A 16,998-nucleotide genomic window follows, 5' to 3' on the forward strand; every position below is an offset into this window, starting at 1 on the left:
CTTTACCGTGAACCACGGCCCATGGGCTAATATCGTCCGCTTTAGGGGTGCGCTCTACCGCTGCAGGGCGTCGGCTCCCCCACCCCCTCTATCATCTGAACAGCGGTGGGAGATTAGAGGCCGCCCTTCCAGTCTTTAGGAGCAAATTGCAAATGCTGGAAAGGGAAGTCATGCAGGTTCTCTGGCGCCTGACCATACTTAGCTTGCACCTGGGTGTACCAGCGGGAATTCCCTTGAGTAGCCTCAGTCTGACTGGTGTCGTATTCGTAATTAGCTGCCATGCACCAGATGTTACGGTCACTGCCGTAGCCCCCGTATTTCTGGAGAGCTTTGGCGATCATGAGGGTCAGTGGGCGCAGGCCCAAAGAATCTAAATTGACCGCTGGGTTGATGCGGAACCACTGCCCCTCATAGGGAGCAAGGGGGTCTGTTAGGTTGCCGTCTCCTTGACGAGCAGGCCAGGAGTAGCCGCTGCGGGCGTTGGGCAGGGTAAAGGAGACCGCATGGTTGATTCTCCCTGCTAGCACCTCATCGATACCGATTTGAGTGAGCTCGCTAGCCATTCCCACCACGCTGCTGGAACCTCCGGTGAGCTGGAGGCTATGACCTGATCCGGCCAGGGCTCGTGCGTCCTTGATGTAGCCACCAGAGCTGTAATGCCAGCGTCCCTTATGCTCGCCCTCAGTTGTTTTCTGAACCAGAAAGAAGGACCGCCATAAACCGGTGCCCAGGTCATAGACAGCGATCGAGCGATCCCCACCAGCGGGTATTTGAAAATTTATGGGGAGGGGTATACGAACCGGGGTTTCAGCACCCATCAGTTTTTTGTATTCATCGCTCTGGTATTTGACGCGGTGATCAAAGCTGTAGAACCACTCGTAGTTCTGGTTGGGGTCCTTGCTGTTAACCGTGTGGATGGGGATGTTGTAGGCAAAAACATTGCCGCTCAGCGGGAGCTTACCCTTAAATTGATCGGTGACGTAGGTTGAATGCAGGTTCTTGAGGTAGTTAGCCATCTGTGCAGAGTTAGGGAGAACCGGCATGGCTGCAACGCTACGTTGGGCAACGGTGCCTCGAGCCAGGTAGTTAGCTGGATGCAGTGGGGAGACGGGGCTTGCCTGTGCCTGGCTATGGGGCTGTGTGAGGGCCAGCGCTAGAGTGCCGGTCAGTAAGGGGGCAAGAGCTCGGCGGGGTAGGTGTGGTTGAACGGTCATCGTTGGAGTGACTTTCTGTTGGGTTCTGGGAATCCGGTATCACCGTGCAGCAAGGGAGCCAAAGCACCCAGTGCATTTAGACCGTGGGGATCATAAACGCAAGCTGTTTTTTAAGGGTCCGGGAAATCACCAACCTACCAGCAACAGCATCCGGCGTCACCCTTTTACCCATTTCTGATATGGGTAAACACTCTCATGTGGGGTGGACTCGGGAATCTAGCAACGCTAAAGGGCCTTGCTCTTCCCCTCGGTGGAAAAGCAAGACCCTTCTTTGTAAGACTTCTAGGTCTATACCTCTAGCTAGTCAGCCAGGTTGATGATGGCGGCACGCTCAGCAGATACTACGCGCTTGATGCTGTCGAGCACCTCGGGTGAAAGAGCCGAGTCCAGGGCGAGCACGCAGAGCGCTTCTTCACCCTTACTCTGACGGGAGACCTGCATGCCTGCGATGTTGATGGATGCGGTGCCCAGTAGGGTACCAATCGCCGCGATGATACCCGGGCGGTCGGCGTACTCAAGCACCAGCATGTGGTCGGTGATGGGGATTTCGATATCGTAGCCGTTAACGTTGGTCAGCTTCTCAATGAGTTTGGGGCCGGTCACGGTGCCAGCCACCGAGACAACCTCCCCGTTGGCAAATGCACCGGACAACACGGTTTCGTTACGGAAGTACTCGGTTTCAGTGGTGGTGACCAGCTCGACCTTTACACCGCGCTGCTCAGCCAAAATGGGGGCGTTGACATATGAAACCTTGTCAGAAACAACATCGGTGAATACACCCTTAAGAGCTGAAAGCTTGAGGGAGGTGACATCCTTAGTGGCAATTTCTCCAGCAATTTTGACCTCTACGCGGGTGAGGGCTTCGTCCCCACCCAGTGCAGTGAGAATACGGCCTACCTTTTCTGCCAGGGGCACGCCGGGGCGGACGTCCTTATCGATGGCACCACCAGCCACGTTAACAGCATCGGGCACAAGGTCCCCTTCCAGGGCCAGGCGCACAGACTTAGCAACCGAGATACCGGCCTTTTCCTGAGCCTCGAAAGTCGAAGCGCCCAAGTGCGGGGTGGCTACCACCGAGGGTAAGCCCACGAAAGGCACATTCTTTGCGGGCTCCTTGACGTAGACGTCAATGGCAGCACCAGCAATTTCGCCGGCACGCAGGGCGGCGTCCAAGTCTGCTTCATCAATCAGACCACCGCGAGCTACGTTCACCACGTAGGCGCTCTTCTTCATCTTCTTAAAGCTCGTAGCATTGATCATGCCCAGAGTTTCGGGAGTGCGGGGCATGTGGATGGTGATGAAGTCAGAGCGTTCAATCAGCTCGTCCAAATCTACCAATTCGGCACCAAGAGCTGCTGCGCGAGCGGAGGTAACGAAGGGGTCGTAGGCGATGAGCTCGGTACCGAAGGCGCGAAGACGCTCAGCCACAAGGCCACCAATTCGACCTAGGCCGATAATGCCCACGGTCTTCTCATACAGTTCAACGCCTGAGAAAGAGGAGCGCTTCCACTCCCCTGCCTTCATCGAAGCATCAGCGGCAGCAATGTTGCGTGCCAGGCCCAAAATGTGGCCCACAGTGAGCTCAGCAGCTGAAATCACGTTAGAGGTGGGGGCGTTCACTACCATCACACCGGCTTTGGTTGCCGCCTTAATATCAACGTTATCCAGGCCCACACCGGCACGAGCAATAACTTTCAGTTTCTGTGCCATTTCGATGGCTTCAGCGTCAAGCTGGGTGGCACTGCGGACCAAAATTGCATCGACATCTTTGATAGCAGGCAGAAGTTGGGAACGATCAGCGCCGTCGCAGGAACGAATCTCAAAGTCAGGCCCCAGAGCCTCAACTGTTGCGGGGGATAGTTCTTCTGCAAGTAGCACTACGGGTTTGGTGGTCACGGTGGGTTCCTTATGAATAACACTGGTGGTTGATGGGTTCAGCACTACTGTCACCGACGCTTCGGACCCTAAGGACGCCGGTGAGCAGTCGCTCTTATTGAGCCAACTGAATAATATGGGCTTTTGCTCCCCCGATTGCGCAGTTCACCACAAAGGCTACGTCAACCGGTCCAGGGGCAAAAGTTCTAGAAAGACGGCAAAAGCCGGCTACCCGTTCTATCGTATCGGGTAACCGGCTGTGTTGCCCAACGATGAAGCTCTTGTTCTAGCTATCGGTGGAAGGTACGCCTTAGCGGGCTACTGAACCGTCGGTGTAGTCATCGTCAGCAGTGTTCCAGGCAAAGAGCTTGCGCAGTTCGCGGCCGGTGGTCTCGATGGGGTGAGCCTCGCCCTTGGCGCGCAGTTCCTTGAACTCGGTGCCGCCAGCTGCCTGGTCTTCCATAAAGCGCTTGGCAAATGCACCGGTCTGAATGTCAGAGAGAACAGCCTTCATGTTCTCCTTCACCTCGGGGGTGATGACGCGGGGGCCTGAAACATAGTCACCGTACTCAGCGGTATCTGAGATGGACCAACGCTGCTTGGCGATGCCACCTTCAACCATGAGGTCAACAATCAGCTTGAGTTCGTGTAGCACCTCGAAGTAGGCGATTTCGGGCTGGTAACCAGCCTCAGTCAGGGTTTCAAAACCGTACTGAATCAGCTGGGAAGCACCGCCACACAGAACAGCCTGCTCACCGAAGAGGTCTGATTCGGTTTCTTCCTTGAAGGTGGTCTCGATGACGCCAGCGCGGGTCGCCCCCAGGCCCTTGGCGTAAGCCAAAGCCAGCTCAAGAGCTGATCCTGAGGCGTCTTTTTCGACGGCTACGAGGGCGGGAACAGCGCGTCCTGCTTCAAATTCGCGGCGCACGGTGTGGCCGGGACCTTTAGGAGCAACCATCGCTACATCTACGCCTTCAGGTGCTTCAATATATCCAAAGACGATGTTGAAGCCGTGGGCGAAGAAGAGGGCATCACCTTCGTTGAGGTTGGGGGCAATGTCCTTCTTGTAAACCTCGGCCTGCACCTGGTCGGGGGTCAGAATCATGATGACATCAGCTTCGGCTGCTGCTTCTGCAACAGAGAGCACGCGCAGACCTTCTGCTTCAGCCTTTGCGCGTGACTTTGAGCCTTCTGCAAGACCAATACGTACGTCTACGCCTGAGTCGCGCAGGTTGAGCGCATGAGCGTGACCCTGGGAGCCGTAGCCGATGATGGCTACCGAGCGCTCTGAGATGTTGGCGAGGTCGGCGTCGTCGTTGTAGTAGATCTTTGCCATGATGTGCGATCTCCTTGATCAGTTTGATGTTGAGCTACTGCTCTAAAACTTGTGGGTGTGGATCCTTGTCTCTACCTTAGTCAGCAAAACTAAAAATGAGATGGATTGTCCACATAATGAACTTATGTTTTGCGGATTGAATCACCGCGGCAAGGGCTAGCTGCGCAACGCTTTTTCGCTCATAGAACGAGGCCCACGAGAGAGCGCAATAGTCCCCGCTCGGACGATCTCACGTACACCAAAGGGTTCAAGCACCTCAAGAAGTGCATTTATTTTATTGGCTGAGCCAGTGGCTTCAATGATGACTGACTCGGGGGAAACATCAACGATTTTGGCACGGAAGAGATCAGCTGCCTGGGTGACCTGGATGCGGGCTGAAGCATCAGCACGAACCTTGATCAGGATGTGATCACGCTGGGCTGATTGTTCATCACTCAGTTCAACAATTTTGAGCACATGAATCAGCTTGTTAAGCTGCTTGGTCACCTGCTCCAAGAGGTGCCCATCAGCATCAACGACCAGAGTAATCCGCGAAATACCCGGCACTTCAGTGGGGCCAACAGCCAGTGAATCGATATTGAACATACGCCGGGCAAAAAGCCCTGAAACGCGCGCTAAAACCCCGGGTTTATCTTCTACCAGTACAGATAGGGTGTGGCGGCTCATGCTGTCTCCTCATCATCCCAGCTGGGGGAAATATCTTTTGCGATCTGAATCTGGTCATTAGAGACACCGGCGGGCACCATGGGCCAGACCAGGGCATCAGGGCTGACATTGAAGTCCACCACCACAGGGCGGTCATTGATCTCAAGGGCCTGACGAATAGTTGCCTCAACATCATCATCAGATTCGCAACGCAAACCAACACAGCCATAGGCCTCAGCTAGCTTCACGAAGTCAGGGATGCGTTCGGTGCCCATACCTGTCTTTAGATGGGTATTCGAGTAGCGACCATCGTAGAAGAGGTTCTGCCACTGGCGCACCATGCCCAAGGATGAATTATTAATAACAGCAACCTTGATGGGGATATTATTTTGAGCACAGGTTGCTAGCTCTTGATTGGTCATTTGGAAGCAACCATCACCGTCGATAGCCCACACAGTGGCTTCGGGGAAAGCTACCTTCACGCCCATTGCCGCAGGAACCGAGAAGCCCATGGTGCCCAAACCTGCAGAATTGATGAAGTGGCGGGGCTTCTCATTTTGAATGAACTGAGCTGACCACATCTGGTGTTGACCCACACCGGTCACGTAGTAGGCATCGGGACCTGAAATTTCACTCAGTTTTTCAATGACATACTCGGGTGAGCCAAGGCCATCTTCGGTCTTGGTGTACCCCAAGGGGAAGGTCTCTTTGAAACGATTGACCAGTGCCCACCAATTACTGAGGTCAGGCAGCGCAGCGGCAAATTCCTCGGTGATGATGCTGGTTAGTTCAGGGAGAACGTAGCGCAGGTCGCCAACGATTGGCACATCAGCAATCCGGATTTTTGAGATTTCTGCAGGGTCAACGTCCACGTGGATAACTTTGGCACCCGGGGCGAATTCATCCACAACTCCAGTGACCCGGTCATCGAAACGAGCGCCAAGCGCGATTAGCAGATCAGACTTCTGCATTGCGATGACAGCCGGTACCGTGCCGTGCATACCGGGCATCCCCAGATTCTGCGGGTCAGAGTCAGGGAAGGCGCCTCTTGCGGTCAGAGTAGTCACCACAGGGGCGTTAATAAGACGAGCAAGCTTCATGAGCTCTTCTGAAGCATCAGCGCGGACCATACCTCCACCGACATAGAGCACCGGGCGTTGAGCCTCAGTAATGAGCTTGGCAGCCTCACGGACCTGCTTTGAATGACCGCGGGTTACCGGGTTGTAGCCCCGCACCTCGGTGGTCGGCGGCCAGGAGAAATCCATCATGCCCTGCTGGGCATCCTTAGTAATATCCACCAGCACCGGCCCGGGGCGGCCAGTTGCTGCGATACGGAAAGCAGTGGCAAGGCAACGCGGGATTTCTTGGGGGTCACGCACCATAAAAGAGTGCTTAGTGATGGGCATGGTCATACCCACGATGTCGGCTTCCTGGAAAGCGTCGGTGCCGATGACTTTGCTGGAGACCTGACCCGTAATGCAAACAATGGGTACTGAATCCATATTGGCATCGGCAATAGCGGTCAGAAGATTGGTGGCGCCTGGGCCTGAAGTAGCGATCGCCACACCAACCTTGCCACTGGCAACGGCGTAGCCCTCAGCGGCATGCCCTGCACCCTGCTCGTGACGTACGAGAATATGGTTCAGCTGTTCAGAGTCAAAGAGAGGGTCGTAGGTTGGAAGAATTGCTCCACCTGGCAAACCAAAGATATCGGTGACACCAAGCTCTTCGAGTGAACGCACAATAGCCTGTGAGCCCGTCATTCGCTGGCTGGACGGTTGAGCCGTCTCGGTCTTGGCAGATCGAGACGAAAAAGTCTTAGCGATTGCTGCCGGGTTAATGGGATTTCCCGCTGTCATTGGTCATCCTCTAAAAGTAGGTCAGAGTGTGGTGTGATGTTGAGGCGAATGGGGTTATTCTCTAGGGTCATAGGTTTAATCCTGGATGTGGTTGTACCTATGAAAAAACCCTCCGCTGTGGTGGGGCGAAGGGCATAGACGCTGTCAGAATACAAACAAAACTTATGCCGCGTACCCAAGAAGGAAACGCACCACAAGAATTCGAATCTGTGACTGCTGGCGTGTTGTCATACATCATATACTCACGATTTATGTCCACCAGGTCAAACTGGTTTTATATTATGAACTTTTATGTCGCTGATATGAACCTAGGCCAATGCGACTAGGAATAAGACTGGATTCTTTAGGGGCACACCACCACCCTGGCGCGTCACGGTATGTCATCTGTACGTAATGGTTCTACGTGGGTTGCTTTCATATACATCGCCCGTAGACTGGTGCCTATGAATACCCCAGAGCTCAGTAGCACCGAGATCAGCAAGGCCCTACACCAGGTCTTTGACACACAAATCCTCAATTATGGTGCCTACAATCTCGTCTTTGCTTCAGGCTCATCGGTATACGCAAATAGCGACGTTGCGGCCCAACAGCAGCCCCACCAAAAGTATTTTTTGGTGGGATACAGGGACACCCCGCGTGAAGCGATTATCGCTCCCCTCGCCCTTCCTGCCATTGAAGCTACTGGGGTACCTACTTCTGTTGATAACACCAATGCGATGCGTACCTTTATTGTGGGGGACTGCACTTACGGCATTGAGCTCACTAACGGGACCAGTTTTACCCTAAGGTTCGAGCCTCTCATGCCCGTCGAAAGTCACCATGGGTCAGGTGTTCTGGACCAGCAACTTGATATCGAAGATTTCAAGCGGGTCATTATCGATGCCTGGCAAATATAGACTGTCAGCTAAGACCATATAAGTAGCGGATGGACATTCTCTGGGAGAACAAAAAAGCCCTGACCGATTGGTCAGGGCTTTTCTGCAGTGGTGCGCCCCCTCGGACTCGAACCGAGAACCCATTGATTAAGAGTCAATTGCTCTGCCAATTGAGCTAGAGGCGCTAATTTTTTATTGCTTGTTGGCAACGAATAAATACTATACGCACATCATGTCGTACATGCAAATCATAAAACATACTGTGATGATACACACAGCGCTGGGTGAGGACTAGCGGTCACCCTCACTGCGATGGCGAGTAATCATCTCGGGGGTGATGACATCCATCACAGCAGTGTTAACGCGTTTAACCTCAGTCGCACCTTTACCCAGGTTCACCTCACCCGAATCAGTTGCGTCATAGGAGCTACTAAAAGCATCCTGGTGGGGAATAGAACTCTTGAGGACTTCCTCGCCGCCCTGCTCCTTCAGGCCTTCAATAATGTTAATTAACATGCCACGAAATTCAGGCTTGGATAGTTCGCCTACGGATGCAAGTTTTCGGTCAATATTTTCGGCTTCAGAAAGGACGCGCCGGCCCTCATCGGTGATACCAAGAAGATAGCTGCGTCGATCAATGGTATTTCGTGTTCTAAAAACGTGACCGTGGCTCTCGAGCCGAGCAAGGGTCTTACCCATTGTTTGGGCTTGAACTCCCACTAATGATGCAACTTTGACCTGAGAAATTATTCCTTGTTGGGCGATAACACTCAGGGCTGTAACGCCAGCATGAGTCAATCCCAGTGACTTCAGTTGATCATTCCAGCTGTACTCGAGCATGCGCGCGGCAGTTGATAATAGTCTATTGATAGACCAATTGTTAATTTCAGGCATGTTGTTATTATAAGCATGTTTACCACGTCAACGCATATATTGTTCTCACCACCCATTTGCACCCCCTTTCATTTTTCCGATTTTAGTTGTCCTTATTATTTAGTGACGTCGCACCTTCGCATATTAGTATGGGTGGTAACTTATTCTTCACCGTCCACCCCAATATTGGTCTATTCAATGTTATTCATAAGGAGAGAAGAAGGGCATGTCACGCTTGGAAATTGGAGTCCCAGCCCCTGCATTTACGCTACCTGCCGCTGGCGGAGACGCTGTATCGCTGAGCGATTATTTAGGGCGCAAAGTTATTGTTTATTTTTACCCCAAAGCATCAACTCCCGGTTGCACCACACAGGCCTGCGATTTTAGAGACAGCTTAGAGTCCCTATCAGCCCACGGCTATAGCGTGCTGGGGGTTTCTCCAGATTCAGCAGAAGCCCTGGAAAAATTTATCGGCACCCAGAACCTGACCTTTCCTCTGCTGTCCGATGAAGACCACGCTGTCGCAGAGCGCTATGGGGCATGGGGAGAGAAAAAGAATTACGGCAAGACCTACACAGGTCTGATTCGTTCAACCATCGTGGTTAATGAAGACGGCTTGGTAGAAATGGCTCAATACAATGTGCGCGCTAAAGGGCACGTTGCTAAACTACGCCGAGATTTAGGGATTGACAGCTAAGCTCCAGCATTTTGCAGTGAGCTTGGAGGTGCTGTAACATTATTCCTGTTGTGCTTACAGCACCGCTTGCGCGAGTGGTGAAATTGGCAGACACGCAGGATTTAGGTTCCTGTGCCTTACGGCGTGAGGGTTCAAGTCCCTCCTCGCGCACTCTCAAAGCCCAGGTTATCTGGGCTTTTTGTGTATCAAAGACCAGATCGCAAGCTGCTACGAAGGGGGGATTATGGCTTCACATAAGATGAGTCGGCGTCGTTTTGTGCAAATTTCGGCTGTCATTACTGCGGGCTTTACCCTATCTGCATGTTCTACTAGCAACTCTGGTGACAGCAAGGATCCAGAGCCTGCCCCCTCAAGAGAAGAGCGAGTATTCAGGTTTGCCCAGGCGGCACCCTGCCTCACACTAGACCCGGCGCGTACTCAACGCCTCGAGAGCGTCCGCATTACAGCCCAAATCCTGGATCCCTTAGTCAGAGCAGACCCCAACACGGGTGAGCCAGTTAGCGGACTCGCGCAAGAATGGACCATCAGTGATGATGGCTTAGTCTATACTTTTGAGCTTGATCCCCAGACTACTTTCAGCGATGGGTCTGCGCTGACGCCCCAAGCCCTTGCATCGAACCTAGAACGCTGGGAGGCACTGGGGCAGCAACCACTCACGCGCCTCACCCAGCCTTACCACCAACTTTTTGGGTCGGTAGACTCAGAAGAGCAACCTCCCCTCGTCACCTCCTGGGAAATTCCGAGCGATCAGGTGCTTCGTGTGACTCTGTCACGCCCCTCGGTCTCCTTCCTTAAGGTGCTCACACAGCCGGCCCTAGGCATCGCCCTTCCAGCACTCATTGGGAAAGACGGTTACTTCACAGAGGACCCCATAGGCACTGGCGCCTTCAAACTTGATGAGTGGAGTGAAGGAAGCATACGCCTTGTAACCAACCCCCACTATGGCGGCGCTGAGCCAGGGATTGACGTGCTGGAGTTCGTCTCACTCCCCGACGCCGAAAAGCGCTACTACTCGCTACTTCAGGGAAACGTGGACGCCTTTGATCAGATCGGGCTCGAAGATTATGTACCGCTAGCACTTGATGGGTACGCAGTTCAGACCCGTGACCCCTACGCGGTGGCTTATGTGAATATTAACCTTTCTCACCCAGCCTTTGCAGATGCTCTCACACGCCAAGCACTTGCCCAAGCGATTGACCGAAGCAAAATCGCTGCAGATTACTACCCGCAAGGCACCTCCACAGCTTATGACTTTCTGCCGGCTCTTTTTCAGACTCGACACGAAAAAGCTCGTGAGCACTACGGTTACGACTCAGCTACAGCCGGCTCCCTCCTTAAGGATTCAACCTACAAGGGTGAGCCCATCGACTTTTATTACCCCGTTCAGGTTTCCCTGGCAACTCTGCCCGCTCCCGAGGCAATATACTCTGTCATATCAGCTAATTTAGTAGCAGCAGGCTTCAATATCGTGCCTAGGCCCTACCGATGGGATGCACCTGATTCTGAGGACATCCCAGCTCACCACCCCGACTACGGGCTTGAGCTCACAGGCTTCGTGGGCACTTTCAGAGACCCCTCCGCCTTTCTGGGTAAGGTTCTTGCTCCAGCTTCAACTGCGCCGGACTCACTCACGGTACCTTCAGCGTCCAGCTCCGCTAGCTCCCCCTCAGCGAGCCCGAGCCCAGAAACGTCTGCCGCTGAGGCAACACATCACGCTGAAATAATAGAAGCCTTGCAAGCCGCCGATGTCATTGAGGATGTCGAGGTGCGCAGGTCAGCCTACCGTGAGATCAATGCTAAATTAGCTCTTTTGCTCCCAGCTATCCCCCTCACCTACCCCGTCTCAGGGGTAACCCAAGGGCCCCGCGTGCGAACCTACGGTGTTGAAGCCACCGGACTAGACCGTTTCAACAAGATAGAGCTACGAGAAGGTCAGTAACTTAAGAGCACACAACCTGCCTTTGCTATGAGCGAGGTGTAATGTGTACTACGCTAAACAATGAACCAGGGGCAACCGGTGTTGCCCGCTCAGCGTGGTGTCCAGCGTCGGTCACCACTTTCAAGTGACGGAGTGTCAAAGTGGCAAGCGAAGTTAAAACTGACGTTGTGCTCGTCGGTGGCGGTATCATGAGCGCCACCCTCGGTGTTTTCCTCAAAGAAGTTGAACCAACATGGGACATCACTCTGCTGGAACGTTTGGACGCGGTAGGCCAGGAATCCTCCAACCCGTGGAACAATGCTGGTACCGGCCACTCAGCGCTCTGTGAACTCAATTATGCGCCCCTCGGTGCTGATGGAACGGTCAACCCCACCAAAGCTATTGCTATTAATGAGCAGTTTCAAATAAGTCGCCAGCTCTGGGCTTCCCTCGTTGAAGAGGGCAAGATCAAAGACTCCTCCTTCATCAATCCTGTGCCACACATGTCATTGGTTTTTGGTGATGCCCACGTAGATTACCTGGCAAAGCGCTTTGAGGCGTTTCAAGATCAAAAGCTCTTTGAGCGTATGAAGTTCTCAACCGACCTTGAACAAATTCGTGACTGGGCTCCTCTTTCGGTCAACGGGCGCGATATTCATCAGAAAATTGCAGCAACCTGGTCCCCCGAAGGCACCGATGTTGATTTCGGTAACCTCACCACCCAGATGACTGACTACCTGGTCAGCAAGGGCGTAACGGTCACCTACGGCCAGCAGGTCACGGATGTAACAAAAGAATCAGATGGAACCTGGACAGTCAAGGTTAAGGACCGTCTCAACCGCAATCATGGTTCAACAATCCGAGCAAAGTTCGTCTTCCTGGGTGCCGGTGGTGGCGCCCTGAACCTCCTGCAGAAATCAGGCATTAAAGAAGGTAAGGGCTTTGGCGGTTTCCCCGTCTCAGGTCTTTTCTTCCGCAATACCAACGAGCAGACCGCCCTACAACATAACGCCAAAGTCTACGGTCAGGCCTCAGTGGGTGCACCTCCCATGTCAGTGCCCCACCTTGATACACGCTACGTGGGCGGCAAGCGTTCGCTACTCTTTGGCCCTTACGCTGGCTTCAAAACCAACTTCCTGAAACAGGGCAGCCTCCTTGACCTGCCACTCTCACTGCGCCCTGATAACGTATACCCCATGATTCGTGCCGGCCTAGCCAATATGGATCTGACCAAATATCTCATCGGCGAACTCCTGAAAAACCGCGAAAAGCATGTGCTGTCCCTGCGCGAGTATTACCCCGAAGCTGTAGCCGATGAATGGGAACTCATCACCGCTGGTCAGCGAGTTCAGGTCATCAAAAAGGACAAGAAGGCTGGAGGGGTTCTACAGTTTGGAACCGAGCTCATTACCTCAGGGGATGGCTCCATCGCTGCTCTGTTGGGTGCCTCCCCCGGCGCGTCCACCGCAGCACCCATTATGCTCAATCTGCTGCAACAGTGCTTCCCCACCCATTTTGACGGTTGGGCACCTCGTATCAAGGAGTTAGTACCCGGTTTTGGTGTGCAGCTCAACGCTAACCATGATTTAGCTGACGAGCTATTTGCTCACACAGCTCAGGTACTGGGAATCAATAACTAACCCTTTGAGTAACTGCCGCGGCCGTCATGCGACGGTCGCGGTTTTTTTGCTCTTAATTCTTCATCCTTAATCCAGCACACAAGAACCTGCAAAGTGACACGGTGCCTTGTGCTGATAGGATGTCTACTGAGTAATTCCCTGCACCCTGAAGGAACACACGATGTCTCTCGAAGAACAGACCATCAGCCGAGCCGCCACTGAGGGTGAGCATCGGCAAACCCCCAAGCCTGCCAAATTGACAGACGTCAGCGGTAAAAACTGGAAATACATTTTCAAGCGCTCCTTTAGCGAATTCATGAACGATGGGTGCACCGATCTCGCTGCGGCTCTGACCTATTTCACCGTGCTGTCCGTCTTCCCCGGTCTGCTGGCCGTTGTTTCTCTGCTGGGTGTTTTTGGGCAGGGACAGCAGACCACCGATGCAATTCTCAATTTTCTTCAGGGCTACGCTCCGGCAGATATGTTGGCCGTCATTGAACAGCCCATCACCCAGCTCACCTCATCTTCTGCAGCAGGTATCGCTCTGATTACCGGTATCGTGGGTGCACTGTGGACTGCCTCAGGTTTTGTGGGTGCTTTTGGGCGCGCTATGAACAAGATATACGGTGTGGTCGAAGGGCGCCCTATCTGGAAGCTTCGCCCCTTCAACCTTCTGGTGACTTTCGTTTTGGTGCTCATGGTAGTAGCCATGATGCTGGTTCTGCTCTCCAGCGAAGACGTCCTCAACACCGTCCAGGACGCTGTTCCAGCTATCGAACTGGGCGGCTTCATTGGGGTTTGGATGTGGTTGCGCTACCCCTTGATGCTGATTATCGCTGTTATTCTTATCAGCCTGCTCTACTACGCAACCCCCAACGTTAAGCAGCCTAAGATTCGCTTCCTCACCCCCGGTGCAGCCATCGCGCTGGTCACCATGGGCCTAGCTGGCTTGGGTTTCAGTTTCTACGTCTCTAACTTCGGTTCCTACAACGCTACTTACGGTCTCATTGGTGGCGTCATCGTCATGCTTCTCTTCATCTGGATTATGAATAATGTGCTCCTGTTGGGCGCTCAGATCGACGCAGAGATTCAGCGCACCCGTGAGCTACAGGCAGGCATCAAGTCCGAAGACGAGATTAAGCTTCCCCCACGTGACGATACCCAAGCCATTAAAATTCAGCAGAAGAAGGACAACCTCGTTGAAGAGGGCCGCAAGATTAGGCTCTCCAACAGCACGGTTGATTTTCAGCAGATGGCTGAGCAGAAGCAGGATGGTTCAAAGAAGTAGGCTGCGGTGGCTACCCTAGCTTTTACACCTTTGACAGGTGGACGCTCAGCAAAAGCTCCTGTGCTTTTAGTGCATGGTTTCGCCTCCACTCCTTACCATAACTGGGTTTCTACCGGCTGGGTTAAAACGCTTGAAGCTGCCGGCTACCCCCTGCATCTGGTGACGCTCCCCTACCATCGTCTGCAGTCGGTCGAAGATGAAAGTCTCCGACCAGCGACCTTGCTTGATATCTCCTGGGCTGACCATCAGGACGCAGTGGCGCAGCTCTCAGAAGTTCTCAAGACCTATACCGAAGGTTTGGGGCAGCCCGCGCACCTTATCGGCTTTTCGATAGGTGCGCGGGTTCTTTGGGGTTTTGCAGCAACTTTCCCTCATCTAGCACTGACGCTAACTCTGGGAGCTATGCCGGTCAATAGCAGGCTTGATCAGGTTCATTCATCGCTACTTGGCGAGATTGGTGTACCGGAGGGCTTTGATAGCGTCCTCGCTTGTTCACCCATTGCCCCAGAAAGTCTTGTGTCATTTACCTCAGCACATTTTCCCGCAGTGGACCCAGAGATTATTCCTCAGTGCCCCGTCTTCATGTACGAAGGGTGCAAAGACAGCCTCGCTCATTCCCGCTCAGCCTTTAACCTGCTTTCCACACGCCAGGCAAACTGGCTGGAAATAGCCGGGCGGGACCACATCAACATACTTACCAGTGGGCAGGTCAGAAAAGAAACCGTACGCTTCTTGGACGAGCACTGATGAAGCGCTGCCGATCAAACCAAGAATCCGCGGTGAATGTAACAGTAAGCCTGCCTCATCATATTGGATTCACACACGCTCTCAGCCAAATGGCGGGGCTAGAGGTAGCGATGCGGTGTGGTCTTAGGTAGCGTTAGAGACTGAAGCCGGGAAGACCGGTCGACACAGATAAAATATGTCACCCCAACCCATCTCAAGGAGCACTATGCAGACCGTTAAGGCCGTCGTTTCACTGGCTAAAAATGAGCCAGCCACCGTCACCAACATCAATGTCCCTGACCCTATTAAGGGTGAAGCCCTGGTTAAGGTATTGTCTTGCGGTGTCTGCCAGACCGACCACCACTATGTTCAAGGTGGCGTTGGCGACAACTACCCCTACCTCCTGGGTCACGAATCAACCGGCATCGTTGAGGCCGTAGGCGAAGGCGTCACCAATGTAGCCCCCGGCGACCTTGTCATCCTCAACTGGCGTGCCGTATGCGGTGAATGCCGCGCCTGCGCCAAGGGTCAGCCGCAGTACTGCTTCGCTACCCATAACGCCACCCAGAAGATGACTCTTGAAGATGGCACCGAACTCGAGCCTGCTCTGGGTATCGGATCCTTCGCAGAAAAGACTCTGGTTGCTGCTGGCCAGTGCACCAAAATTAATGCAGAGCTTACTGAAGACCAGTATGCAGCTGTTGGGCTGCTGGGTTGCGGTGTGACCGCAGGCCTGGGTGCCGTGCTCAATACAGGAGCAGTTGCACGCGGTGAGTCTGTTGCAGTTATTGGTTGCGGCGGCGTCGGCACCGCCGCTATTGCCGGAGCTAAGTTGGGCGGGGCAACCACCATCATCGCTGTTGATATTGATGAAGCGAAACTGGCTCGTGCCAGGGAGCACGGCGCCACCCACACCGTGAACTCACAGCAGGAGGACGCGGTTGAAGCTATCCGTGAGCTCACCGGTGGCTTCGGTGCTGACCTTGTCATTGATGCAGTGGGTGTGCCGGCAACCTTCGAACAGGCTTTCTATGCCCGTGATCTCGCCGGCCGTTTAGTGCTGGTCGGTGTCCCTGCCCCCGGCGCCACCTGGACCATTCCCCTAGATGAGGTCTTTGGACGCGGTGGATCAATCAAGAGTGCTTGGTACGGTGATACCCTTCCCTCCCGTGACTTCCCCATGTTCGTTGACCACTACCTCGCCGGCAATCTAGATCTGGACGGCTTCGTCTCTGAACGAATCAGCCTGGAGCAGGTCAATGAAGCCTTCGAGACCATGAAGACCGGCCGAGTGCTACGCTCGGTGGTTGAATTCAAGTAGGAGCACTACTGTGACTGAACGTATCGAACGAGTTGTGACCTCGGGGACTTTCTCGCTGGACGGCGGCACCTGGGACGTTGATAACAACGTGTGGATTCTGGGGAATGAATCCTCAGTGATCATCATTGACCCCGCCCACGACGTCGATAAAATCGCGGCTAAGGTCGCGGGCCGAACGGTCGAGAAAATTCTGCTGACTCACGCCCATGATGATCATATTGGCTCAGCCAAAGAGGCATCCGACCGCTTTGGGGCACCTGTTTACCTCAATCCAGCGGATCGGGAGCTGTGGACCATGGTGTACCCCTCCTGGGGTTTCGATGAAGAGCTGGAAGACGGTATGGTCCTGGCCCTTGGAGATACCGAGCTCACCGTACTAGCGACCCCGGGGCACTCCCCCGGCTCGGTATGTTTCTACGCTCCCACCCTGAGCTGGGATAACAGCGAGGGCGTAGTTTTTTCAGGTGATACTCTCTTCAACGGTGGGCCCGGCGCAACCGGTCGCTCCTTCTCGAGTTTCGAGACCATCATTGAGTCGATCCGGCACAAGCTACTGACCCTACCGGAATCCACTGCGGTGCTAACAGGCCACGGTGATTCCACCGGCATTGGTCTGGAAGCACCCAATCTGGAGGCATGGATCGCTCGAGGAGATTAGACTCTGCCTTCGATAACCCAACGCTGTGGCCCGGTCACCTTCTTAGGTGACCGGGCCACAGTTGGAGCAGCAGGCGATAACGGAGCACGAGCGG

The 16,998-nt window shown here is 53.9% G+C and carries 14 protein-coding genes and 2 tRNA genes; 9 read left to right on the top strand and 7 right to left on the bottom strand.

The window, feature by feature from the left end; genetic code table 11:
- Window positions 1–113: 113 nt before the first annotated feature.
- The 5 genes from M3668_RS00980 to M3668_RS01000 all read right to left on the bottom strand — a co-directional run bounded on the left by M3668_RS00980 (window position 114) and on the right by M3668_RS01000 (window position 6,929).
- Entirely contained in the window at window positions 114–1,214 is a 1,101-nt protein-coding gene (locus M3668_RS00980) for a hypothetical protein (protein WP_251378968.1), read from the bottom strand.
- 300 nt (window positions 1,215–1,514) lie between these two features.
- Complete coding sequence (serA, locus tag M3668_RS00985; protein WP_251378969.1) at window positions 1,515–3,110, bottom strand: phosphoglycerate dehydrogenase; 1,596 nt, start codon at window positions 3,108–3,110, stop codon at window positions 1,515–1,517.
- Between the two features lie 289 nt (window positions 3,111–3,399).
- Complete coding sequence (ilvC, locus tag M3668_RS00990; RefSeq protein ID WP_251378970.1) at window positions 3,400–4,425, bottom strand: ketol-acid reductoisomerase; 1,026 nt, start codon at window positions 4,423–4,425, stop codon at window positions 3,400–3,402.
- Window positions 4,426–4,581: 156 nt separating this feature from the next.
- Window positions 4,582–5,091 carry an acetolactate synthase small subunit gene (gene ilvN / locus M3668_RS00995; protein ID WP_251378971.1) on the bottom strand — a complete coding sequence of 170 codons (510 nt, stop codon included), beginning with the start codon at window positions 5,089–5,091 and terminating at the stop codon, window positions 4,582–4,584.
- Window positions 5,088–6,929 carry an acetolactate synthase large subunit gene (locus M3668_RS01000; protein WP_251378972.1) on the bottom strand — a complete coding sequence of 614 codons (1,842 nt, stop codon included), beginning with the start codon at window positions 6,927–6,929 and terminating at the stop codon, window positions 5,088–5,090. Before M3668_RS01000 ends, ilvN begins: the two co-directional genes overlap by 4 nt.
- A gap of 443 nt (window positions 6,930–7,372) precedes the next feature.
- Here M3668_RS01000 and M3668_RS01005 point away from each other — a divergent pair, with 443 nt between their 5' ends.
- Window positions 7,373–7,825, top strand: a complete 453-nt coding sequence (locus M3668_RS01005; protein ID WP_251378973.1) for a hypothetical protein — start codon at window positions 7,373–7,375, stop codon at window positions 7,823–7,825.
- Between the two features lie 88 nt (window positions 7,826–7,913).
- On the opposite strand, the gene M3668_RS01010 is transcribed toward M3668_RS01005, so the two are convergent.
- Window positions 7,914–7,989, bottom strand: a tRNA-Lys gene (locus tag M3668_RS01010).
- Window positions 7,990–8,095: 106 nt separating this feature from the next.
- Window positions 8,096–8,698: a MarR family winged helix-turn-helix transcriptional regulator gene (locus M3668_RS01015; protein ID WP_251378974.1), complete on the bottom strand. Its 603-nt coding sequence runs from the start codon at window positions 8,696–8,698 to the stop codon at window positions 8,096–8,098.
- 205 nt (window positions 8,699–8,903) lie between these two features.
- Between M3668_RS01015 and bcp the strand changes: the two genes are divergently transcribed.
- From bcp to M3668_RS01055, 8 genes are all read left to right on the top strand, one after another.
- A complete protein-coding gene (gene bcp / locus M3668_RS01020) occupies window positions 8,904–9,374 on the top strand; it encodes a thioredoxin-dependent thiol peroxidase (protein ID WP_251378975.1) in 471 nt (156 codons plus the stop codon).
- Between the two features lie 68 nt (window positions 9,375–9,442).
- A tRNA-Leu gene (locus M3668_RS01025) sits at window positions 9,443–9,524 on the top strand.
- Window positions 9,525–9,597: 73 nt separating this feature from the next.
- Window positions 9,598–11,313, top strand: coding sequence for an ABC transporter substrate-binding protein (locus tag M3668_RS01030; RefSeq protein ID WP_251378976.1), 1,716 nt, complete (start codon window positions 9,598–9,600; stop codon window positions 11,311–11,313).
- A 140-nt stretch (window positions 11,314–11,453) separates the two neighbouring features.
- Entirely contained in the window at window positions 11,454–12,932 is a 1,479-nt protein-coding gene (locus M3668_RS01035; RefSeq protein ID WP_353055956.1) for a malate:quinone oxidoreductase, read from the top strand.
- A gap of 160 nt (window positions 12,933–13,092) precedes the next feature.
- Entirely contained in the window at window positions 13,093–14,199 is a 1,107-nt protein-coding gene (locus M3668_RS01040; RefSeq protein ID WP_251378977.1) for a YihY/virulence factor BrkB family protein, read from the top strand.
- 6 nt (window positions 14,200–14,205) lie between these two features.
- Window positions 14,206–14,946, top strand: a complete 741-nt coding sequence (locus M3668_RS01045) for an alpha/beta fold hydrolase (RefSeq protein ID WP_251378978.1) — start codon at window positions 14,206–14,208, stop codon at window positions 14,944–14,946.
- Window positions 14,947–15,151: 205 nt separating this feature from the next.
- Window positions 15,152–16,246, top strand: a complete 1,095-nt coding sequence (locus M3668_RS01050) for an S-(hydroxymethyl)mycothiol dehydrogenase (RefSeq protein ID WP_251378979.1) — start codon at window positions 15,152–15,154, stop codon at window positions 16,244–16,246.
- Between the two features lie 10 nt (window positions 16,247–16,256).
- The gene (locus tag M3668_RS01055; protein WP_251378980.1) at window positions 16,257–16,904 is read left to right on the top strand and encodes an MBL fold metallo-hydrolase; all 648 of its coding nucleotides are present in this window, start codon (window positions 16,257–16,259) and stop codon (window positions 16,902–16,904) included.
- Window positions 16,905–16,998 lie beyond the last annotated feature (94 nt).

The sequence above is a fragment of the Rothia sp. P100 genome (assembly GCF_023712425.1).
In the GTDB taxonomy this organism is placed as follows: domain Bacteria; phylum Actinomycetota; class Actinomycetes; order Actinomycetales; family Micrococcaceae; genus Rothia; species Rothia endophytica.